Annotated in this window: 18 protein-coding genes; 16 read left to right on the top strand and 2 right to left on the bottom strand. The window is 39.6% G+C overall.

Annotated features, from left to right (window positions below; genetic code table 11):
• Positions 1-216 precede the first annotated feature (216 nt).
• The 7 genes from QNI15_RS33320 (at position 217) to QNI15_RS33290 (ending at position 7,540) form a co-directional block, all read left to right on the top strand.
• The gene (locus QNI15_RS33320; protein WP_314036107.1) at positions 217-2,226 is read left to right on the top strand and encodes a tetratricopeptide repeat-containing sensor histidine kinase; all 2,010 of its coding nucleotides are present in this window, start codon (positions 217-219) and stop codon (positions 2,224-2,226) included.
• Entirely contained in the window at positions 2,213-2,860 is a 648-nt protein-coding gene (locus QNI15_RS33315) for a response regulator transcription factor (protein ID WP_314036105.1), read from the top strand. The genes QNI15_RS33320 and QNI15_RS33315 overlap by 14 nt, the downstream gene beginning before the upstream one ends.
• 16 nt (positions 2,861-2,876) lie before the next feature.
• The gene (locus tag QNI15_RS33310; protein ID WP_314036103.1) at positions 2,877-3,974 is read left to right on the top strand and encodes a Gfo/Idh/MocA family protein; all 1,098 of its coding nucleotides are present in this window, start codon (positions 2,877-2,879) and stop codon (positions 3,972-3,974) included.
• Between the two features lie 175 nt (positions 3,975-4,149).
• Positions 4,150-5,373 carry a dipeptidase gene (locus tag QNI15_RS33305; protein WP_314000643.1) on the top strand — a complete coding sequence of 408 codons (1,224 nt, stop codon included), beginning with the start codon at positions 4,150-4,152 and terminating at the stop codon, positions 5,371-5,373.
• A gap of 84 nt (positions 5,374-5,457) precedes the next feature.
• Positions 5,458-5,937, top strand: a complete 480-nt coding sequence (locus tag QNI15_RS33300; RefSeq protein WP_314036101.1) for a hypothetical protein — start codon at positions 5,458-5,460, stop codon at positions 5,935-5,937.
• Between the two features lie 5 nt (positions 5,938-5,942).
• Positions 5,943-6,482: a hypothetical protein gene (locus tag QNI15_RS33295; RefSeq protein WP_314036099.1), complete on the top strand. Its 540-nt coding sequence runs from the start codon at positions 5,943-5,945 to the stop codon at positions 6,480-6,482.
• Between the two features lie 44 nt (positions 6,483-6,526).
• Entirely contained in the window at positions 6,527-7,540 is a 1,014-nt protein-coding gene (locus QNI15_RS33290; protein WP_314036097.1) for an SMP-30/gluconolactonase/LRE family protein, read from the top strand.
• A gap of 90 nt (positions 7,541-7,630) precedes the next feature.
• Here the strand turns inward: QNI15_RS33290 and QNI15_RS33285 are convergent, their stop codons facing one another.
• A complete protein-coding gene (locus tag QNI15_RS33285; protein WP_314036095.1) occupies positions 7,631-8,812 on the bottom strand; it encodes an AI-2E family transporter in 1,182 nt (393 codons plus the stop codon).
• Between the two features lie 171 nt (positions 8,813-8,983).
• Between QNI15_RS33285 and QNI15_RS33280 the strand changes: the two genes are divergently transcribed.
• From QNI15_RS33280 to QNI15_RS33240, 9 genes are all read left to right on the top strand, one after another.
• The gene (locus QNI15_RS33280) at positions 8,984-9,835 is read left to right on the top strand and encodes an SdiA-regulated domain-containing protein (RefSeq protein WP_314036093.1); all 852 of its coding nucleotides are present in this window, start codon (positions 8,984-8,986) and stop codon (positions 9,833-9,835) included.
• Positions 9,836-10,001: 166 nt separating this feature from the next.
• Complete coding sequence (locus QNI15_RS33275) at positions 10,002-11,126, top strand: XdhC family protein (protein WP_314000655.1); 1,125 nt, start codon at positions 10,002-10,004, stop codon at positions 11,124-11,126.
• 99 nt (positions 11,127-11,225) lie between these two features.
• Positions 11,226-11,834, top strand: a complete 609-nt coding sequence (locus QNI15_RS33270) for a nucleotidyltransferase family protein (RefSeq protein WP_314000657.1) — start codon at positions 11,226-11,228, stop codon at positions 11,832-11,834.
• 121 nt (positions 11,835-11,955) lie between these two features.
• Complete coding sequence (locus QNI15_RS33265) at positions 11,956-12,615, top strand: hypothetical protein (protein ID WP_314000659.1); 660 nt, start codon at positions 11,956-11,958, stop codon at positions 12,613-12,615.
• A 56-nt stretch (positions 12,616-12,671) separates the two neighbouring features.
• A complete protein-coding gene (gene murI / locus QNI15_RS33260) occupies positions 12,672-13,481 on the top strand; it encodes a glutamate racemase (protein ID WP_314000661.1) in 810 nt (269 codons plus the stop codon).
• Between the two features lie 148 nt (positions 13,482-13,629).
• Entirely contained in the window at positions 13,630-14,211 is a 582-nt protein-coding gene (locus QNI15_RS33255; protein WP_313985057.1) for an LOG family protein, read from the top strand.
• A gap of 47 nt (positions 14,212-14,258) precedes the next feature.
• Positions 14,259-14,804 carry a DinB family protein gene (locus QNI15_RS33250; protein ID WP_314036091.1) on the top strand — a complete coding sequence of 182 codons (546 nt, stop codon included), beginning with the start codon at positions 14,259-14,261 and terminating at the stop codon, positions 14,802-14,804.
• Between the two features lie 180 nt (positions 14,805-14,984).
• Positions 14,985-16,376: a dihydrolipoyl dehydrogenase gene (lpdA, locus tag QNI15_RS33245; protein ID WP_314000665.1), complete on the top strand. Its 1,392-nt coding sequence runs from the start codon at positions 14,985-14,987 to the stop codon at positions 16,374-16,376.
• A 153-nt stretch (positions 16,377-16,529) separates the two neighbouring features.
• Complete coding sequence (locus tag QNI15_RS33240) at positions 16,530-16,913, top strand: RidA family protein (protein ID WP_314000667.1); 384 nt, start codon at positions 16,530-16,532, stop codon at positions 16,911-16,913.
• A gap of 76 nt (positions 16,914-16,989) precedes the next feature.
• Here QNI15_RS33240 and alaS read toward each other — a convergent pair whose 3' ends face one another.
• A complete protein-coding gene (gene alaS, locus QNI15_RS33235) occupies positions 16,990-19,611 on the bottom strand; it encodes an alanine--tRNA ligase (RefSeq protein WP_314036089.1) in 2,622 nt (873 codons plus the stop codon).
• Between the last annotated feature and the right edge of the window lie 459 nt (positions 19,612-20,070).

Below are 20,070 nucleotides of genomic sequence, written 5' to 3'. Positions count from 1 at the left end.
CGTGATATTTCACGACATATTGATATGTACAAAATTAGAGAGGGTTCTACAGGGTGTCAATACCATGAAAATGCGTTTTTTTTCTACTGGTTTCCTGGTATTTTTTCTAAAGTTCAACTACATTTTCCGAATCGGTTAGCTACTTTTATGTGTTTAAGTATGCAGTTTACTCAATGACTATGAGTAAGCAATAGACGTCAACCACTTGTTTTGATTATGTTTAAAAAGCTTTTCCTTCTTGTTATATATAGTATTATACCTGTTCAGGTCTTTTCTCAGGTAGTTTATTCATTGGGTGATGAAAAAGCCTATATCTCTCAGTTGGAACAACAAACCCAGCAAGCCCAATCAGATAGTATGCGGGCAGCTGCATACTTTAGACTTTCGCTGTTTTACAGACGAATCAACGATCTTCAGAAAGCTAATGATGCCTATCAGAAGGGAGCTCGTTTGGGTCAGAAGTATCCATTTCTAAAAGCAGCCTCTTCTTATTATCAGACAATTTCCCAGTTTGCCACTACAGATATCTTTACTCTCGAAAAAAATATACGGAAGGCAGACTCTCTGCTGCAACCATTCAAGAATGCAGAAGCCTATAAACTGAGAGGCGTACTATGGCATACCTATGGTATTATACAACAGATTAAAGGAGATGAAAAAGGGGCTATGGATGCCTTTGTCAACAAAGCTGTCCCTTATAGTCAGCAATCAGGTGATGGAATAGTCTTGGGTAAAGCCTACAAAGGCATTGGCATTATCTTTATGAATCTTGATCAGCGTGACAAGGCAGCCTCGTATCTGCAACAATCCATCCAGTCAGAAGAAAAAGCATTCTCAGATAATCCTTTGCGAGAAGTAGAGCTGGTCGAAACATATATCACTGCAGGTGAAAACTATGTATACCTCAAACAATACAAAGCAGCTAAAGAAGTACTGGACAAGGCACAGGCTATCTTGACACAACATCCAGCTTCCAATCTCTATCTGATCTATTATTATGCAGAAGGTATCTATTTTGATCACCTCAATCAACACCAGCGAGCAATCGATAGTTTTGATAAAGGTATTACTCTGTCAAAGTATCTGTCAGCAGTACATGCACTCAACCGGCTTTTTCATGCAAAATACAAAGCTTTGTCCAATCAGAAGGAATATAAAAAAGCGGTTCTTGTATTGAATGAACTAATAGAAAACCCTGCATTGCTTATTCAGGACAGAAAACTGTACTATAAAGAAATGTACACTACCTATGCCCAACTAAATGACACCCAAAAGGCCTATCAATGGGCAAAACAATACATTATCCTTAGTGACAGCCTCTATGAGACTAAATTTCAGAAAGACATCGTAGAACTGGAGACTAAGTACAAGAATGCAGAGAATGAAAAGAAAATAGCTGTACTCCAGGCTGCCAAAGAAAAATCGGCTCTCGAATCAAAGAATCAACGTCTTTTAACAGGATTGCTGGGTGCGTCTAGTCTGGTACTACTTAGTACAGCCTTATTTGCTTTAGTTCTATACCGCAACAGCCGTAAACTATCCCAACAGAAAGAACTAAACTACCAGCAACAATTAAAAGAAACAAAGCAAACACAACAGATCCAGCTCACACAAGCTCTTATGCAGGGTGAGGAAAAAGAACGGAAACGACTAGCTACTGATCTGCATGATGGACTGGGAGGCATGCTGGCAGGTATAAAGATAAATTTATCCCGCATTGCTGGTAATGATGGTCGTTCAGGATCAGAACTAGATAAGATACTGAATCAACTGGATGTGTCCACCAATGAATTGCGTCGGATAGCCCGAAATATGATGCCTGAATCCTTATTGCAGCTAGGTTTGGAATCTGCTCTTCGGGATATGTGTGACTCAATGACTACAGATAAAACGCAGATCTCTTTTGAAGCCTTCGACATTGACACGAAATTGCCCAAAGAAACTCAGGTTAATATTTATCGTATTGTACAGGAACTACTCACCAATTCAATTAAGCATGCCAACGCATCTGAAATCATTGTACAATGTAGCCAGAATGAATCCATATTTTTCATTACACTGGAAGATAACGGACAAGGATTTGACCCTGTTGCCAAGGGACAGAAATCCGGAATTGGCCTTACCAATATTCAAAACAGAGTAGAATACCTGAAAGGTAAATTAGACATATCTTCTGCACTGTCAGAAGGCACTACCATAAATATTGAATTTGATGTTGCATACTAATTCATCACTCACCATTGCAATCATAGATGATCATCCCATAGTTATTGAAGGGCTACAAAAAATACTGATTAGGGATCTGCCCATACAGGAAATTCAGGAGTATCACCTGGGAGGGGATTTCATCACTTATCTGAAAAATACCGACAAAAAAATTGATCTGGTTTTACTGGATATTACCTTACCGGATATTAGTGGTGTTGAGCTTTGTCGGGAAATCAAAAATATATCAACAGAGACCTATGTGCTGGGTTTCAGCAACCACAATGACAGAAGTCTGGTGATGCAGATGCTTGCCCATGGTGCCAGTGGGTATGTAGTAAAAAATGCCTCTGCATCTGAACTCATAACCTGTATCATGGAAGCCTTGAATGGACAAATTACCTTCAGCGAAGAAATCCAGAAGATCATTGCCAAGCCGTCTGCCAGTCAACTCAAAAGTATCCCACCTCTTACCAAACGTGAAAAACAGATTCTTCAAATGATTTCAGATGGAAAAACAAGCCCTGAGATGGCAGACGAACTACAACTGAGTCTCTTTACAATAGAGACCCACCGAAGAAATCTGATGCAGAAATTTGAGGCCAAGAATACCGCTTTGTTAATCAAGGCTGCTATACAATTACATTTAATTTAAGAGCTGTCTTTAACTAATGAACACTCATTCTATAAAAGAAAAACTTAAAGCAGCTATTTTTAAGCTCAGATTTTATTTTCCAATCTATCGTTCCAAACCTTCCTATACTACAGGTATGCAACCTAACACCATTCGCTGGGGTATTCTCGGATGTGGCAAAATCGCCCGCAAGTTTGCCTCTGATCTGCAATTTGTGAACAATGCACAACTTATTGCTGTCGCCTCACGTAGTCAATCAACAGCAGATGCTTTTGCAAGAGAGTTTCCAGCCAAATACAAACACAATTCCTATGAAGCTCTGGTTCAAAATCCGGAAGTGGATGTGATATACATTGCAACACCTCATGTATATCACTATGAACACACCCTACTCTGCCTCAATCATAGTAAGGCTGTACTTTGTGAAAAACCCTTTGCGATTAATAACCATCAGGTAAAAGAAATGATTGCTCTGGCTCAGGACAAGAAAGTTTTTCTGATGGAAGCGTTATGGACCAAATTTCTCCCCCACTTTCAAAAACTGAATCAGTTTATTGCGGAGGGTCAAATCGGAGAGATTCGTTCTATTATTGCCGATTTTGGATTTTTACCTCCTTATAATCCGGAAGGGCGCCTGTTTGATCCCAATCTGGGTGGTGGTTCACTACTGGATATTGGCATTTATCCTGTATTTCTGGCACTCTCCCTGTTAGGCAAACCTCAGTCTATCCAGGCAATTATGACACCTGCTCCTACTGGCGTAGACGAACAATGTGCCATCACCTTGTTACATGACAATCATACGATCTCTCAACTTTTCTCTACCCTGGCCTCTTTCACAGGTACGGAGGCTGTCATTCATAGTAGTAAAGGCCGCATCCGACTTACTTCCAGATTTTATGCCACAACAGCAACCTTACAGTTTTATCTGGATACTCCGAGCTCTCAGAAAGAGCTATTTAATCAGAAAATAGATGGATTCGGGTATCAGTATGAAGCGCAACATGTAGTAGACTGCCTTCAGAAAGGGCTTACAGAAAGTCCAATTATGACTTTTGCAGATTCCATTCTCCTCATTGAGACACTTGACGAAATTCGCCGCATGGCAGGAATAAAGTACCATTGGGATGCATAAAGGGCTAAGAACTTTTTATTGCCAAATTTACAAACCACTTTCAAAAACATAGGGCAAATAAGAATTGGGACATGATTTGTTTCGCAGAAAAGTAAATTTCAGTTCGTTTTTTCACAAAAATTACTATTTTTGGAGACAAGCCATACCTTTTACCTAACCAAACAACCTTATCCTGATGAAAAACCTTTTACTTGGTCTTTTATTTTTATCCTGTGCTGCCATCGCACAAAAGAAACAGCCAACAGACGAGGAACTTCGGCAAAAAGCAGATCAGATAGCTCACAAATACATTTTGACAGATGGACACGTAGATCTCCCCTACCGCCTGAAAGTAAAGCAGTTCAAACTGGAACGTGAATACATGGGAATCCCTATAGAAACTAAAGAAGGGGATTTCGACTATGTACGTGCAAAAAAAGGAGGTTTGTCTGCCCCTTTTATGTCTATCTACATCCCTTCCAGTTACCAGAAGACAGGTAATGAAAAAGTGCTGGCCGATTCATTGATTGATATGATACAGGCTATCATCAAAGCCCATCCAGATAAATTTGCAGAAGGTCGTACACCACAACAAGTTGACGAAAACTTTAAGAAAGGTCTCATTTCTCTTCCAATGGGTATGGAAAATGGTGCTCCTATTCTGGAATTGAAAGATGTGAAATATTATTATGACAAAGGAATCCGTTACATTACCCTTACTCACGGTAAAGATAATCATATCTGTGATTCATCGTATGATAGTACCTATACCTGGAAAGGATTAAGTCCTTATGGTAAGGATGTAGTAAAGGAAATGAACCGTGTGGGTATCATGGTAGATATTTCACATGTTTCGGATGATTCTTTTTATCAGGCTATTGAACTATCTAAAGTACCCTGTATCGCCTCACACTCTTCCTGTCGATTCTATACACCTGGTTTCAAACGAAACATGTCAGATGACATGATCAAAGCCCTGGCTAAAAAGGGTGGTGTGATTCAAATCAACTTTGGCACTTCGTTTCTGGATGAAAAAGCCAGATTAGACGTAGACGAGAAACGCAAAAAGCTACAGGCTATACTGACTGAAAAGAATCTAAAATTCAGTGATGAAGCGGCCAAACCAGTAATAGAAGAATTCCGCAAACAGAACCCAACGCTGTATGCGGATGTTGAGAAGGTAGCCGACCATATCGAACACGTTATCAAGGTAGCCGGTGTGGATTATGTAGGTATTGGTTCTGACTATGATGGTGTCGGTGATTCACTTCCGACAGGCCTGAAAGATGTATCCCAGTATCCTAACCTGATTTATGTGTTGCTCAAACGAGGTTACACAGAAAAAGATATTGCTAAAATTATGTATCAGAATGTATGGCGTGTATGGAAAAAAGTACAGGCTGGTGCTGAAAAATCCTGATTATTTGATAGTATCTCTAACCTACTGATGTTGTCAATCGCATCAGTAGGTCTGTAAAGTATACAAACCAACTACAATTGTTACATGAAACAGGAACTCTTTGCTTTTTTTGAAAAATACCATCTCCAAACCAGACGTAAGGTAATGATCTTACTTAGTCTGGCAGTGATTGCCTCTTTACTTGCAACTGGAATCATCCTTGCTAAAGGCCTGGATAATGCATTATCTACCCCCCATCTCTTTATTGCTATAGTACTGGATATGGTCTTTATAGGCTTTCTGCTATTTAAAACCCGGCAGATATCCACCAACATCAATCGTATTAAAGAAGTTCTGCACCAAAGTACACATGCTGTAAAGACCATTCAGCTTTACAGAAAAGGAAAAAAAGATAGCTACGAAGGAATCACCTACTCTATGAAAATCAGCATCATAGATATGTTTGGTGCTATGATTGAATACTATCTGGATGAATTTCACCAGAATGAGCACCTGTTTAATGAAGGTATTTCTGTTTTTTCCCAAGCCTATCCGGAAGTAAAGATTATGCACTTTGCAGATTAAATAACATGTTCTGGAACACTAAATCACGTATAGATTATTTCCTTATTCCTTATGAGAGGCATATCCTTTATACAAAGTTATCTCCTGAAGAAATGGAGAAGCGATTTTATGACAAGACTACTGCTCCAACGCCATCCATGTTTACCCATCTAGCATATACCATACAAGAAGACTATGAAGGTGAGTTTTATACCAATGGTTTCTATATGCAAGCAGTAAGTAGGGGAAGAAATCAGCCGCTTTTGGTATTTTCAGGAAAAATACAAGAATATCAAAACCAGACAAAGATTATTCTTACTGTTGAATTTCAGCCAATTGCCAAGATTTTATTTTATTTATTCTTCTTTGGTTCGACTTTTCTTTTTATGGCTGCTACCATATCTGCCATCAAAAATGGTGGAGAAGGCTGGAAAGCAGCTATAGGGATAGGATTTATTGATATAGTTCTGGTCTTAATATTCAAAACGTCAAGTTCTATTGGGCTGTCTGATATCAAAAAAATGTTTGAGGCGGAAAAACTACCTAAAAAACAGAATCCACAATAATACCTTTACAACACTTTGTTTTTGAATTTTATACAACTGCCGCCATGTACCCATTCAAAAAACTCTTATCTGTTGTTACAGGTGTACTACTTGCTGGTTCAGCTCTCTCCCAAACAAATTATCCAACCATTGGCAAAGTAGTACGCATAGACCCCAAACTTGACAATCTGCTTGACAAAGAAGCAAAAATAGAAGTACTGGCTTCCGGATTTGTCTGGACAGAAGGCCCTGTCTGGGTAAAAGAAGGGAATTACCTATTATTTAATGACATCCCACCCAATACACTCTTCAAATGGAAAGAAGCGGAAGGAATTACTTCTTTTCTGAAACCGTCTGGCTATACAGGAGCAGGCAGATACAGTAATGAACCTGGCAGCAATGGAATGACCATCAATCAAAAAGGAGAACTTATTGCGTGTGAACATGGAGACCGACGGGTTTCTCTCATGCCTCTTTCTGGTGGAGGCAAACGCACATTAGCTGATAATTACCAGGATAAACGATTTAATAGTCCCAATGACGTAGTCCAGAAGTCAGATGGTAGCTATTACTTTACAGATCCTCCCTATGGATTGCCTCATCAGGAAAATGACCCATCGCGTGAGACATCTATCTGTGGTGTATACAGAATCTCACCAGATGGAAAGATAAGTTTATTGATTTCTGATCTGACCCGACCTAACGGCCTTGCTTTCTCACCTGATGAAAAGATATTATATGTAGCTCAGTCTGATCCACAAAAAGCTATTATTATGGCCTATCCTGTCCTTAAAGACGGCAATCTGGGTAAAGGCAAACTATTCTTTGATGCCACAGCCAATGTTAGTACCATGAAAGGTCTTCCGGATGGGTTAAAAGTAGACAGAAATGGGAATCTATTTGCTACAGGCCCAGGAGGAGTAATGGTACTGAGCCCTGAAGGTACATTGCTGGGACGCATTGATACAGGTGAAGCCACCGCTAACTGTGCCTTTGGTGATGATGGCTCTACACTCTACATCACAGCTGATATGTATTTGTGTCGGATTAAAACAAAAACAAAAGGAGTAGGATTTTAAACCATACTAAAAAATAAAGTTCCTACACAATCACAAAAGTTAGTATAGGGACTTTATTTCAAATATCTTTAACTCCTGAGCTTATCAATCCTACTTAGTGTCTTTCTTCGGGTCAGGGGAAACTACCTCTTTTACGTCTTCTACGATTTCTTCTACTTCTTCTTTTACTGCCTCTACAGCTTCTACAATTACAGTTTGTACTTTCAGGTGTTCTTCAGGCACTTCGCCCAACAAGAATCCCCATGCTTCCATACCTGGAATATTGTCAAAAACAACCTTAAACATAGCTGTAAACGGAATAGCCAGAATCATTCCGGGAGCCCCCCATAATAATCCGCCCATGATCAATGCAATGACAGTTGCCAGGGAGTTAACACTTACCTTCGAACCAACAATACGGGGAGTAATAAAATTACCTTCCAGAAACTGCACAACGGTAAAGACAGCAGATACACCTACAGCATACCAGAGAGAGTCTTTGGTTAGAATTGCCATTAATATAGGTAATATCGAACCTATCACAATACCTATATAAGGAATCACATTAAGAAGAGCTGCCAGAATACCGAAAAACAAGGCGTGTTGTATACCCAGAATTAATAATCCCAGGGTATTCAAGGTAGCAATGATAGACATCACAAACACTAACCCTACCAGATAGTTACGCACCACATCACGCACCTTGATGAGTATATACAGAATATGCGTTTCTGAAGCAGACGAAAAAAGACGATCCAGAAACTTTCTGAGAAAGTTTCTATAGTATAATAGAAAGAAAATATATACAGGCACCAGTCCCAGATTAGTAAAGGCATTGGACACAACAGATAAAAGGTTTCCTACAATTTGTCCGCTGGAATCGGTGAGCATCTGGGCATTTTTTTCAAGCCAGTCGGCCTGTTCTTTTTTTCGAACACCAAATTCTGTACGTACCCAGATTTGCGCATCATTAAAAAGTTTGAGAAACTTCTTTTGCAGATCAGGTAAGATATCCGCAAAATCTGTAAGCTGAACTACTATGCCCATGAGTATTCCAACTACCACAATCACCAGTAAAATCAAACACAGTGTAATTGCCAGTACACGTGGCACCCTCCAGGTTTCCAGCCGGACACATAAGGGATGAAGCAGTAAAGCAAATAAAAGTGAGAAGCAAATTGGAATCAGCATTCCTGCCATTTGGACCAAAAAAATCCACAATAAGGCAATGCTAATGAGTATAAAAGTAATCTTAGCATAGATTGGAAGCTGCACTGCGCGAGGGTTCTCCATAAAAATTGTTCAGACAGACAATAAAAAGTTAAATGCAAAGTTGTTAATTCGCTTTGATAAATACAGCAGAAACTGTTTGGAATAGGTGTAAAATAAAAAATACCCGATTCTTATTATCTCTTTTATTGAAAAATTTAATCATTTCTGCAAGTGAGTTTTAAATCTGAGAAAATGCTGAAATATAAAGTTATTTCACTCTTATTGTCCCTTAAAGTTTTACTTTGTAACTGTCACTATGAAAAGCGCGAGAGTGGCTTTGAAACTGGCACCCGTAATTATAAAGTTACAAAAATAGGCCAGCTTCCTGAAATAATCAGCGAAAGTTCCGGACTTGCCACCGATAGTATTCCTACAGTACTCTGGACACATAATGATGGTGGTTCTCCTGCTGATATTTTTCAAGTCACAGACAAGGGTAAACTTCTGCAGAAAATCCGGTTGCAAGGCATTCATAATCATGATTGGGAAGACATAACAAATGACACTCAAGGCAATATTTATATTGGCGATTTTGGTAACAACAACAATCGACGGAAAAACCTGGCCATCTTTAAAGTAAACCCACGACATCCGGAAAAAATAGACAGTATTCGCTTCTCCTATGAAGATCAAACAGCGTTCCCGCCTGCTCCAGAAGATCGGAACTTTGATTGCGAAGCCTTTTTCTGGCATGCAGACAGCCTGTATCTTTTCTCCAAAAACAGAGGAAATAGAATTGAGAAAATGTATGTATTACCTGCTACAGCAGGAAATCATATTGCCAGGATACGGAGCACTGTCAAAATAAAAAGTATGGTAACGGCGGCAGATATGAACCCTTCCGGTACTCAGATGGCATTATTAACTTATGGAAAGGTATTTGTTTTTAACATTAAAAACCCGAATAACTTCTTTCAGGAGCCTTATGAATGTATTAAACTAGCCAGAAGCCAGGCTGAAGCACTTACCTACATTAATGATACTGATTTTATCATTAGCAACGAACAGGGAACTATGTATCGGGTGGAACGGAAAAAGAAATAGCCTTATAGGATAAAAACTGTCACCTGTCAATTTTTTAACACCAGTCATCCTTTATACATAGCACATATCCCCTTTTATCTACAAGAATTCAATAAAAAGTTCTAACTTTTCCGAACGCCACCAGAAGGCATTGATTTTGTATCTATACTGTTCTTATAGCCTGTACATGAAAGAAATTCGCAAAATTATAGAGCTTTATCAGCAAATTGATTTTTCACAACGTAAAGTAGCTCTGGCCACTGTAGTTCGGGTAGAAGGGTCTTCTTATCGTCGGCCAGGTGCAAAAATGTTAATCACAGACGATGGACGATGGGTTGGTGCCATTAGTGGAGGCTGTCTGGAAGGAGATGCACTCCGCAAAGCCCGTCAGGTTATGCTGGATGGTAAACCGATGATGGTTACCTATGATACCATGAATGACGATGCAAATAGCCTGGGTGTGGGTTTAGGTTGCAATGGTATCATTGATGTATTTATCGAACCTATTGACCCAGATTACTTTCAGGACCACTCTCTCTATTTCTGGAAACAATGTACGACAAACCGAGCTGCATTTATCGAAATCAAGGTAGTCAAAGCTCCAGAATCCTATACGGGTATTCGGCACCTTATTCTAACAGACTCTGATGCTGACCCAGGCTTTATTAACTTCCCGGAAGAGGAACAACTTCGTCAGGCGATGAATCAAACCTGGCAATCCGGAAAATCACAGTTACTTACTTACGTATCTGACACAATTGAGGTATTTATCGAATCCATACAGCCCGAAATTCAGCTGATCATCTTTGGGGGTGGATATGACGTTCCTCCACTGGTAGAAATGGCAAAAGTACTGGGATGGCATGTCACTGTTACAGAAGACTGTATTGCCCATGTAGCCCCCAAACGTTTTCCAGGTGCTGATGCAGTTTTACTTGTTGACAGAAATAATATTCTGTCTAAGTTATCTTTTACAGAACGCACAGCAGCTGTATTGATGTCTCATGGATATAAGTACGACAAAGCTATTCTGGAACAGTTACTTATATCGGATGTAGGTTACATAGGGATGTTAGGACCACGCAAACGATATGAAAAAATGCTTGGAGAGTGGGAAGAGTCAGACAAAACATTTGATGACAATCGACTCACAGAAGTTCATAGTCCGATAGGGCTTGAGATAGGCGCAGAGACACCCGATGAGATAGCGTTAGCAATTGTATCAGAAATACAGGCACACTTCCATAATAAGTCAGGTACTCCCCTTCGTTTTAAACAAGGACCGATCCATGAAAGAATTCTGAATGGTTAATTCCAAAAAATGTTTTGATCTGTATTTATTTTTATATCTTCCTGAAAATAAAGCTACCATCTATCTTATATAGATCAATCGCTCTCAGCCATTATAATCATGATAGGAATCTTACTTTTAGCCGCAGGCGCTTCTACCCGATTAGGACAACCCAAACAACTTCTTCAGTTTCAGGGACAATCATTAATTGAGCGAAGCATTCAAACGATCCTTGCCCTTGATGTTACAGAACGCGTAGTTGTATTGGGAGCCCACGCCAATGAGATTTCCTCAGAAATAGCCTCTCTGCCTATTGAAACAATTATCAATCACAATTGGGATGAAGGAATGGCTTCTTCCATTCGTATGGGTGTTAACTATATGTTGCAGAAGAAACCCAATCTGGAAGCGATAGTTCTTATGCTGTGCGATCAACCTTTTGTTACACCTACCTTACTCAATGAATTGATTCAAATTTATGAACAAACCGCCGCTCCTATAGTAGCTTCATCGTATCAGGATGTTTTAGGAGTCCCGGCATTGTTTGCTCATGGCACTTTTTATAAACTACTTGCCTTAAAGGGAGACAAAGGTGCTCGCTCCATTATTCCGGATTATCAGGAATTACTTCAGTTTGTATCTTTTCCCAAAGGAGGCATAGACATCGACACTATAGAAGACTACGAAAAATGGCTGGTTACACCTCAGCAAAGCCCTGGCATTTATTAACGTCTCCTCATCTCCTGTTTTCCTTCTTAGATAATTTTATCCGGAAAAGTTTACAGGACATATTCTGATATTATGTAATCCTGTAACTTGCAGCCAGAAAATATTCAGGATTTCATCATTTATGAAAAAATATATACTCTGGCTATGGATACTGGGCACAGCCTGTACCTCATCTACTCAAACAACCGAAGATAACTCAACTACGCAGGATACCATAATCACATCAATAGATACAGTATCTTCAACACCTGCAAAATCAGAAACCGACAAAAGTTTGGGATATCGTGCCGAGCTAGACGGCGATTTTGATGGAGACGGCACAAAAGAAAAACTTCAGGAGCATTATGTAAGTCGCACTACAGGACAAGAGCTAAGCAAAAATTATCCTGAGATCGAATTTGACAGCCTTGTAGGTCTCGTCATCAGCAGACATCCTAAAGTGTATTTATCATCTACCAATGCTGCAATCAAAGATCTCCCTATTTCTGATCACGACCAATTGTTTGGTATTATGCAACTGATCAATGAAGGTGATCTGAATGGAGATGGCACAGATGAACTCTCCTACATCATTGACTATGCAGACTACTCCAATGTAAACCAATTCTACATCTATACATATAAAAATAGTGAGTGGAAAGAGATAGCTAACTTTGAGATACGCGAATGGCAACTGGAAGACCAGAAACCACTGTTCACCAAAAATCAGGATGGTACCATTACAGCCAAAACATTTGATGAGGAGGCTAACGAAGTAGAAAAGAAAATTCAGTTAAAATAGAGCTTGGGATAAATCAGAACACACTCGTAGTAATAGCGATTAAAATACCTCATACCTTGACAAACGAAAACCCTATTGGCATTTTTGATTCAGGCATTGGTGGACTTACGGTAGCACAGGCTGTAACCAAAGCACTGCCACATGAATCCATCGTCTATTTTGGTGATACGGCCCACCTTCCATACGGAGATAAATCTGCAGCAGCGATACAGGCATATTCTGTAAAAATTTGTGATGTACTGCTAAAACAGAACTGCAAAATGATATTGATTGCCTGTAATTCGGCATCAGCTGCAGCGTATGAATTAGTCAAAGAATATGTAGGCAGTAAAGCTAAAGTACTAAATGTAATCGATCCGGTTGTGCAATATGCAGGTCAGCAGTTTGCTAGTCAGACCATTGGTTTGATTGGTACCAAACAAACAGTATTTTCAAAAGTATACGAAAAGAAGATCAAGGCACTGAAAAAGAAGGTAACTCTCAAGTCCCTGGCTACTCCTTTACTGGCTCCCATGATAGAGGAAGGTTTTTTCAATAACACCATTAGTTACAGTGTCATTGAAAAATATCTGCAGGATTCACACCTGAATGATATTCAGGCTCTGATACTAGGTTGTACCCATTATCCTCTTATAAAAAAAGAAATAGAGCAGTTTTACAAGAATAGTATACAAATCATTGATACGTCAGAAATTGTAGCAGAAGCTGTAAAAGAATCTCTGCGTACAGAAAACTTACTATCTGCCAGTACTGCCAAAGCTACTCAGCATTTTTTTGTTTCAGATTACACACAGTCTTTTGAAGCATCTACCCGAATCTTCTTCAATAAGAAAGTACATCTGGAACAATACAAGTTATGGGAGTAATATAGAGTATCACACTCAGGCATCTTTGCATCCTTCAACAGGAAGATAATACAACCATAATCTTTTGATTAGTTGTGATTCTTTTTGAATGATTTATTTTTGTGTGTAATCAACAAACTATTTAATATACTTAAGACTCTAATTTAACATGCAAAGCATTTGTGTTTTTTGCGCCTCTGGCATAGGAAAGGACCCTCAATATGCACAAGCGGCTCAGCAACTTGGAAAACTTCTTGCAGCAGAAAATATCCGGCTTATTTATGGAGGGTCACAACGAGGGCTCATGGGAGAAGTAGCTAATGCAGTATTGACAAACGGTGGAAAAGCTACAGGTGTACTTCCAGATTTTCTGGCAACCAAAGAAATAGCCCATACAAATCTGACAGAACTGATACGTGTTAATACCATGCATGACCGCAAAAGCCGTATGGCTGATCTTGCTGAAGGGTTTATTGCTATGCCGGGAGGATTTGGGACAATGGATGAACTTTGTGAAATTCTTACCTGGGCACAACTGGGTTTGCACCGAAAGCCAATAGCCATTTGGAATATCAATGGCTATTACGATGCACTGATCACACTTTTTGATCGCATGGCAGAAGAAGAACTGCTGAAACCGATTAACCGACGTATGGTATTGGTAGATTCAGATCTACCTGTACTTATAGAAAAAATGCGTACCTATCAGGCACCAGCCCTTCCACCCTGGCTTAGCGAAAGCCAGATATAGTATTTCTGAGTATATTTCCAGACAACAGAACCATACTGACCACCTGTATGTATACTTTTTCTGAAATTAAGATAGCTCTGTCAGGAAGTTTGGCAAAAGTGGAACAGTTTATTCAGACCGTTTCTCCTGCAACCCTGCATGCGAAACCTACTGCCAAATGGAGCATAGCGGAAGAACTTTTTCATCTGATCAGTTCAGATATGGGTAGTGCACAAGCCTTCTCGCAGTCGGCATCAACCCTTCGTGAAACCAGACACAGTCTCCGGAATTACAATGAAATTGTAGCAGAATACAGAGAGAAATATGCAATGGGTGGTATAGTTATTCCAACACACCTCGTTCCTGATGAAGAAACACACAACAGGCAGCAGATGCAGTTTCTGGATGATTTTAGCAGGGCAGCTAGTACATTGCAACAAAGTCTGAGTACATGGACTGAAGATATATTGGATCTGTTTACAGTCTGGAAACATCCACTGCTTGGACCTGTTACGGCCCGTGAAATGTTGTTTTTTACCATCTTTCACAACCGTCATCATCTGGCTTCCATGCAGGCTAAACAGACCTATCTGGAAAACAATGCGAAAATGTAATTTTTTTGCAATTACATTTGTTCCTACTCAAAGCGGGTTTTTATTTCAAAAAAGATACTATTTTTGGCCCGTCGATTTTAAAGGACTTCGGTTGCCCGCCTGACAGGAACTATCTTTCAACAAAAGCAACTCTGGTCAGCAATCAACCATTCAACTAATCAATCATTTAACATTAACAAAATGGCACAATACGATCTTATTGTCATTGGTAGCGGTCCGGGAGGATATGTTGCAGCAATTCGCGCATCTCAACTCGGTATGAAGGTAGGTGTAGTAGAGAAAGCAGAGTTAGGTGGCATCTGTCTGAACTGGGGCTGCATCCCAACCAAAGCATTATTGAAAAGTGCACAAGTATTTGAATACATTCACCACGCCAAAGATTACGGAATTGAAGTAAAAGATGCTAAAGCTGACTTTACAGGGATGGTAAAGCGTAGTAGAGAAGTAGCTTCAGGGATGAACAAAGGTGTGCAATTTCTGTTCCGTAAAAATAAAATAGATACGATTGTAGGTACAGGTAAAGTTCTTCCTGGTAAGAAAGTAGAAGTAATTGATGCAGATGGAAAGAAAGCTACTCATGAAGCCAAACACATCATTATAGCTACAGGAGGACGCGCCAGAGAACTTCCTAATATTAAAATTGACAATGATAAGATCATAGGTTATCGCAAAGCCATGGTACTTGACAAACAACCTGCCTCAATGGTTGTAATTGGTTCTGGTGCTATTGGTGTTGAGTTTGCCTATTTCTATAATTCTATTGGCACCAAAGTAACCATTGTTGAGTTCATGCCACGTATCGTACCTGTTGAGGATGAAGAGGTCTCCAAACAACTGGAACGCGAATACAAAAAACTGGGTATCGAAATTATGACCAATGCATCTGTAGAGTCAGTAGATACCAAAGGACAAGGATGTAAAGTATCTGTAAAAACCCAGACAGGCAACGTAACTATCGATTGCGATATTGTATTGTCAGCTGTTGGGGTTACTGCCAATATCGAAAACATTGGTCTGGAAGAAGTAGGGATCAAAACAGACAAAGGCAAAATCGTTACAGATGAATACTATCGTACCAATGTAGAAGGATACTACGCTATTGGTGACGTTCTTGCCTCACAGGCTCTTGCACACGTTGCGTCTGCCGAAGGTATCATCTGCGTTGAGAAAATTGCCGGACAACATCCACATCCATTGAACTACAATAACATTCCAGGCTGTACTTATTGCTCACCAGAAATCGCTTCTGTAGGATATACTGAGCAGAAAGCAAAAGAAGCTGGTTATGAAGTGAAAGTAGGTAAGTTTCCATTTACTGCTTCTGGTAAAGCCAAAGCCGCTGGTGCCAGCGAAGGTTTTGTCAAAGTTATCTTTGATGCCAAATATGGTGAATGGTTAGGTGCTCACCTGATCGGACATAATGTAACAGAAATGATTGCGGAAGTAGTAGTAGCCCGTAATCTGGAAACTACCGGACACGAAATTATTAAATCTGTTCACCCTCACCCAACCATGTCAGAAGCAATCATGGAAGCAGCTGCAGCAGCTTATGGTGAAGTGATTCACATCTAATTTCAAACTTTCATATAAAAAGCGCCATTTTTCGTATAAACTGGCGCTTTTTTATTTTCTTACGGGAATCAAGTACGTCTTCAAAAGAAAGATGACGATCTCTTTTATAATCAAATTCCAGATTATTTATACTCTATTAAATACAATACCCTTATGACCAAAACCATCATTTTTTCTCCAGACGCACCAGCACCTATCGGCCCTTACAGCCAGGCTGTACAAGTAGAAAACACCATTTATGTTTCCGGACAGATTGCACTCGATCAGGCAACGGGCAAACTGATGACAGATGAAGGCATTGTCATTGAAACGCATCAGGTAATGCGTAATATTCGATTTATTCTACGCGAAGCAGGTGTAGACTTTGACAATGTAGTGAAAAGCACCATCTTCGTAAAAGACCTTGGCAACTTTGCAGCAATCAATGAAGTATACGGAAGCTATTTTGCAGAACTACCTCCCGCACGGGAAACAGTAGAAGTAAGCCGTCTTCCCAAAGATGTAAATGTGGAAATTTCCTGCATTGCAATCCTATAAATTTATCAGATTTTATAAAAGTAAAGGCCCTTCTATGAGACATAGAAGGGCCTTTACTTTTATTTCAACAAAAGGATTACACCAACTGCTTCCCTTTTTCTACTACCCGATCCAGACCATTTACATCCGAACCACCTGCAGTAGCAAAGAAAGGCTGCCCTCCTCCTCCACCTTTGATCTCTTTCGCCAGTTCTTTGACAATATTACCAGCATGCAGGTTCTTTTCCTTTACCAATTCTTCTGCTATTATCACAGCAATCTGCGGTTTTCCTTGAATGTCTGCAGCTAATACAATAAAGGCTTGATCCATCTTGGCTTTTAAGTCATAAGCCAGTTGTCTTAAGGCTTCAACAGAAGGAACAGATACTTTTTCAGCAACTACCTGTACTCCATTCACAATCTGAATCTTTTTAATCAACTCCTCTTTTACTATTTGAAGTTGCTGATTTTCGTATACTTCTACCTGCTTTGTGAGTTTTCCTTTTTCTTCCAGCAAATCTGCAATTGCCTTTTTAACATCTTTCGGATTTTTCAGCAGTTCTTTGATTTCTTTTAACAATAAGGTCTGCTCATCCACATAGGTTTCAGCAGCATCTGCTGTAATAGCTTCGATACGACGTACACCAGCAGCGACTCCAGCTTCTGAGGTAATTTTGAACAAACCAATCTTACCAGTAGCAGATACATGGCATCCACCACATAGCTCGCGGCTATAACCTGGATCGAAAGTGATCATACGAACGGTATCACCATATTTCTCACCAAACAACATCATAGCACCCGCTTTCCGAGCCTCTTCAATTGGCAGAGAACGATCTTCCTGTAAGGCAATGTTTTCACGAATCTTCTGATTCACGATATGTTCAATCTCAGCCAGTTGTTCATCAGTCACTTTCTCAAAGTGTGAGAAGTCAAAACGTAGGTATTGCTCGTTTACCAACGATCCTTTCTGAGCTACGTGAGTACCTAAAACTCTGCGTAAAGCAGCATGCAATAAGTGTGTAGCGGAGTGATTGTTTTCAGTCAGATGACGTTTTGTATCGCTTACATGTGCAATAACCGTTGCTTTAATATCAGCAGGTAATTTATCTACTACATGGATTACCAGATCATTCTCCTTTTTGGTATCAACTACCTTAATTTCCTCTCCATCAAAACTCATCACACCAGTATCACCTACCTGACCACCACCTTCCGGATAGAAAGGTGTTTTGTTCAATACAATCTGGAACTGTTCTCCTTTTTTGTCTTTGGTAATCCGGTATTTCAGCACCTTTGAGTCATTAACAGACAATTCATCATACCCTACAAAGGTAACTTTAGGTGTATCATCCAGTATAACCCAGTCTCCTACCTGTTTCTCTGCATCTGCCTTACTACGATTCTTCTGTTCATCTAATGCCACTTTAAAGCCATTTTCATCTACGAAAATTCCTTTCTCTGACATTATCAACCTTGTTAAATCTGCAGGAAATCCATACGTATCATATAGTTCAAAAACTGTTCTTCCATCTAAAAAATCAGACTTAATTTCAACTGCTTCCAATCTCTCTAATCCATCTTCCAAAGTTCTCAGAAAGCTTTTTTCTTCTTCCAGAATAACCTTTTTTACAAATTCTTCCTGAGCCTTCAATTCAGGGAACACAGTAGCAAATTCATTTGCCAGCAAAGGCAATAACCGGTGCAGAAAAGGCTCTTTTATTTCCAGGAATGAATAGTAATACCGCACAGCACGGCGCAGAATACGGCGAATTACATACCCGGAACCATTATTAGATGGTAACTGGCCATCAGCAATTGTAAAAGCAACGGCACGAATGTGATCCACCACTACGCGCATCGCAACATCCGTCAAACTTTTGCGATCATAACTACCCGTATATTTTTTGTTGGAATGTTGCTCAATAAACCGGATGAAAGGAGTAAACACATCTGTATCATAGGTATACTCCACACCCTGCAATACCATACAAAGGCGTTCAAAGCCCATACCTGTATCTACATGTTTGGCAGGAAGAGTTACCAATGACTTATCAGCCTTCCGTTCAAACTGCATAAATACGTTGTTCCAGATCTCAATCACCTTCGGATGATCTTTGTTCACCAGTGTCTCACCAGGTACGGCTGCCCGTTCAGCATCTGAACGTAAGTCTACGTGAATCTCACTACAAGGTCCACAAGGTCCCTGCTCTCCCATTTCCCAGAAATTATCTTTTTTATTACCATATAGAATATGGTTTTCAGGCAGGTATTGTTTCCATAAATCCTTTGCTTCCTCATCTGAGGCCAACCCTTCAGCCGTATCTCCTCCAAAAACGGTTGCATACAACCGATCTTTTGGTATTTTCAACACATCAGTCAACAACTCCCAGGACCAGGCAATGGCATCCCGCTTAAAGTAATCTCCAAATGACCAGTTTCCCAGCATCTCAAACATGGTATGGTGTGTTCCGTCAAATCCCACATCTTCCAGGTCATTGTGTTTACCACTTACCCGCAAACATTTCTGTGTATCTGCAATCCGTCTGGAAGGAGGAACTCCATTGCCCAGAAAGTAATCCTTAAACTGCACCATACCTGAGTTAGTAAACATCAGGGTTGGGTCATTTTTAAGAACAAGCGGAGCAGATGGGACAATCAAATGGCCTTTGGAACGAAAAAAATCTAAAAACTGCTGTCTGATCTCGTGCGACGTCATGTTATGAAATTTTATTAAACTATATACTATATAATAATACAACTCTACTCTTTTGCAGATACTGATTTGCTCTATTGATTGGTATCTATGTATAGATCAACACCTTATATTATCTGCAACGCAATTCTTTTGCAAAAATGCCAAATTCTTAAAATAAAACTTACCTGATACTCAGGCTCACACTAAAATATATTTAGCGTATTTCTACCTAGTATGCTAACTTCTTCTTTTTTCTTACAGTAGTCAACAAACAGCATATAATAGCAATCCTCTGTATATCAACAAATTACACTTACATAAAAAATTACAGAACGCTATATTCCTTTCACACATGTAAGTTTGAAAAAAAAATCAACACTTTGCATTTTATAGAAACTTATTAAATTGCACAGCCTACCATAAAAAAAATTCCAGTTTAACGCTGCTGTATTTTTTATTCAAAATGTTTCACCCAGCTTA

The organism is Xanthocytophaga flava (genome assembly GCF_030068545.1).
GTDB classification, from domain to species: domain Bacteria; phylum Bacteroidota; class Bacteroidia; order Cytophagales; family 172606-1; genus Xanthocytophaga; species Xanthocytophaga flava.
The sequence above is the reverse complement of the archived record's forward strand: the minus strand, read 5'-3'. Positions and strand labels throughout refer to the sequence as shown.

Coding starts and splice junctions, on each gene's coding strand:
- QNI15_RS33320 (WP_314036107.1), top strand. CDS start 217: ATGTTTAAAAAGCTTTTCCTTCTTGTTATATATAGTATTATACCTGTT.
- QNI15_RS33315 (WP_314036105.1), top strand. CDS start 2,213: ATGTTGCATACTAATTCATCACTCACCATTGCAATCATAGATGATCAT.
- QNI15_RS33310 (WP_314036103.1), top strand. CDS start 2,877: ATGAACACTCATTCTATAAAAGAAAAACTTAAAGCAGCTATTTTTAAG.
- QNI15_RS33305 (WP_314000643.1), top strand. CDS start 4,150: ATGAAAAACCTTTTACTTGGTCTTTTATTTTTATCCTGTGCTGCCATC.
- QNI15_RS33300 (WP_314036101.1), top strand. CDS start 5,458: ATGAAACAGGAACTCTTTGCTTTTTTTGAAAAATACCATCTCCAAACC.
- QNI15_RS33295 (WP_314036099.1), top strand. CDS start 5,943: ATGTTCTGGAACACTAAATCACGTATAGATTATTTCCTTATTCCTTAT.
- QNI15_RS33290 (WP_314036097.1), top strand. CDS start 6,527: ATGTACCCATTCAAAAAACTCTTATCTGTTGTTACAGGTGTACTACTT.
- QNI15_RS33285 (WP_314036095.1), bottom strand. CDS start 8,812: ATGGAGAACCCTCGCGCAGTGCAGCTTCCAATCTATGCTAAGATTACT.
- QNI15_RS33280 (WP_314036093.1), top strand. CDS start 8,984: ATGCTGAAATATAAAGTTATTTCACTCTTATTGTCCCTTAAAGTTTTA.
- QNI15_RS33275 (WP_314000655.1), top strand. CDS start 10,002: ATGAAAGAAATTCGCAAAATTATAGAGCTTTATCAGCAAATTGATTTT.
- QNI15_RS33270 (WP_314000657.1), top strand. CDS start 11,226: ATGATAGGAATCTTACTTTTAGCCGCAGGCGCTTCTACCCGATTAGGA.
- QNI15_RS33265 (WP_314000659.1), top strand. CDS start 11,956: ATGAAAAAATATATACTCTGGCTATGGATACTGGGCACAGCCTGTACC.
- QNI15_RS33255 (WP_313985057.1), top strand. CDS start 13,630: ATGCAAAGCATTTGTGTTTTTTGCGCCTCTGGCATAGGAAAGGACCCT.
- QNI15_RS33250 (WP_314036091.1), top strand. CDS start 14,259: ATGTATACTTTTTCTGAAATTAAGATAGCTCTGTCAGGAAGTTTGGCA.
- lpdA (WP_314000665.1), top strand. CDS start 14,985: ATGGCACAATACGATCTTATTGTCATTGGTAGCGGTCCGGGAGGATAT.
- QNI15_RS33240 (WP_314000667.1), top strand. CDS start 16,530: ATGACCAAAACCATCATTTTTTCTCCAGACGCACCAGCACCTATCGGC.
- alaS (WP_314036089.1), bottom strand. CDS start 19,611: ATGACGTCGCACGAGATCAGACAGCAGTTTTTAGATTTTTTTCGTTCC.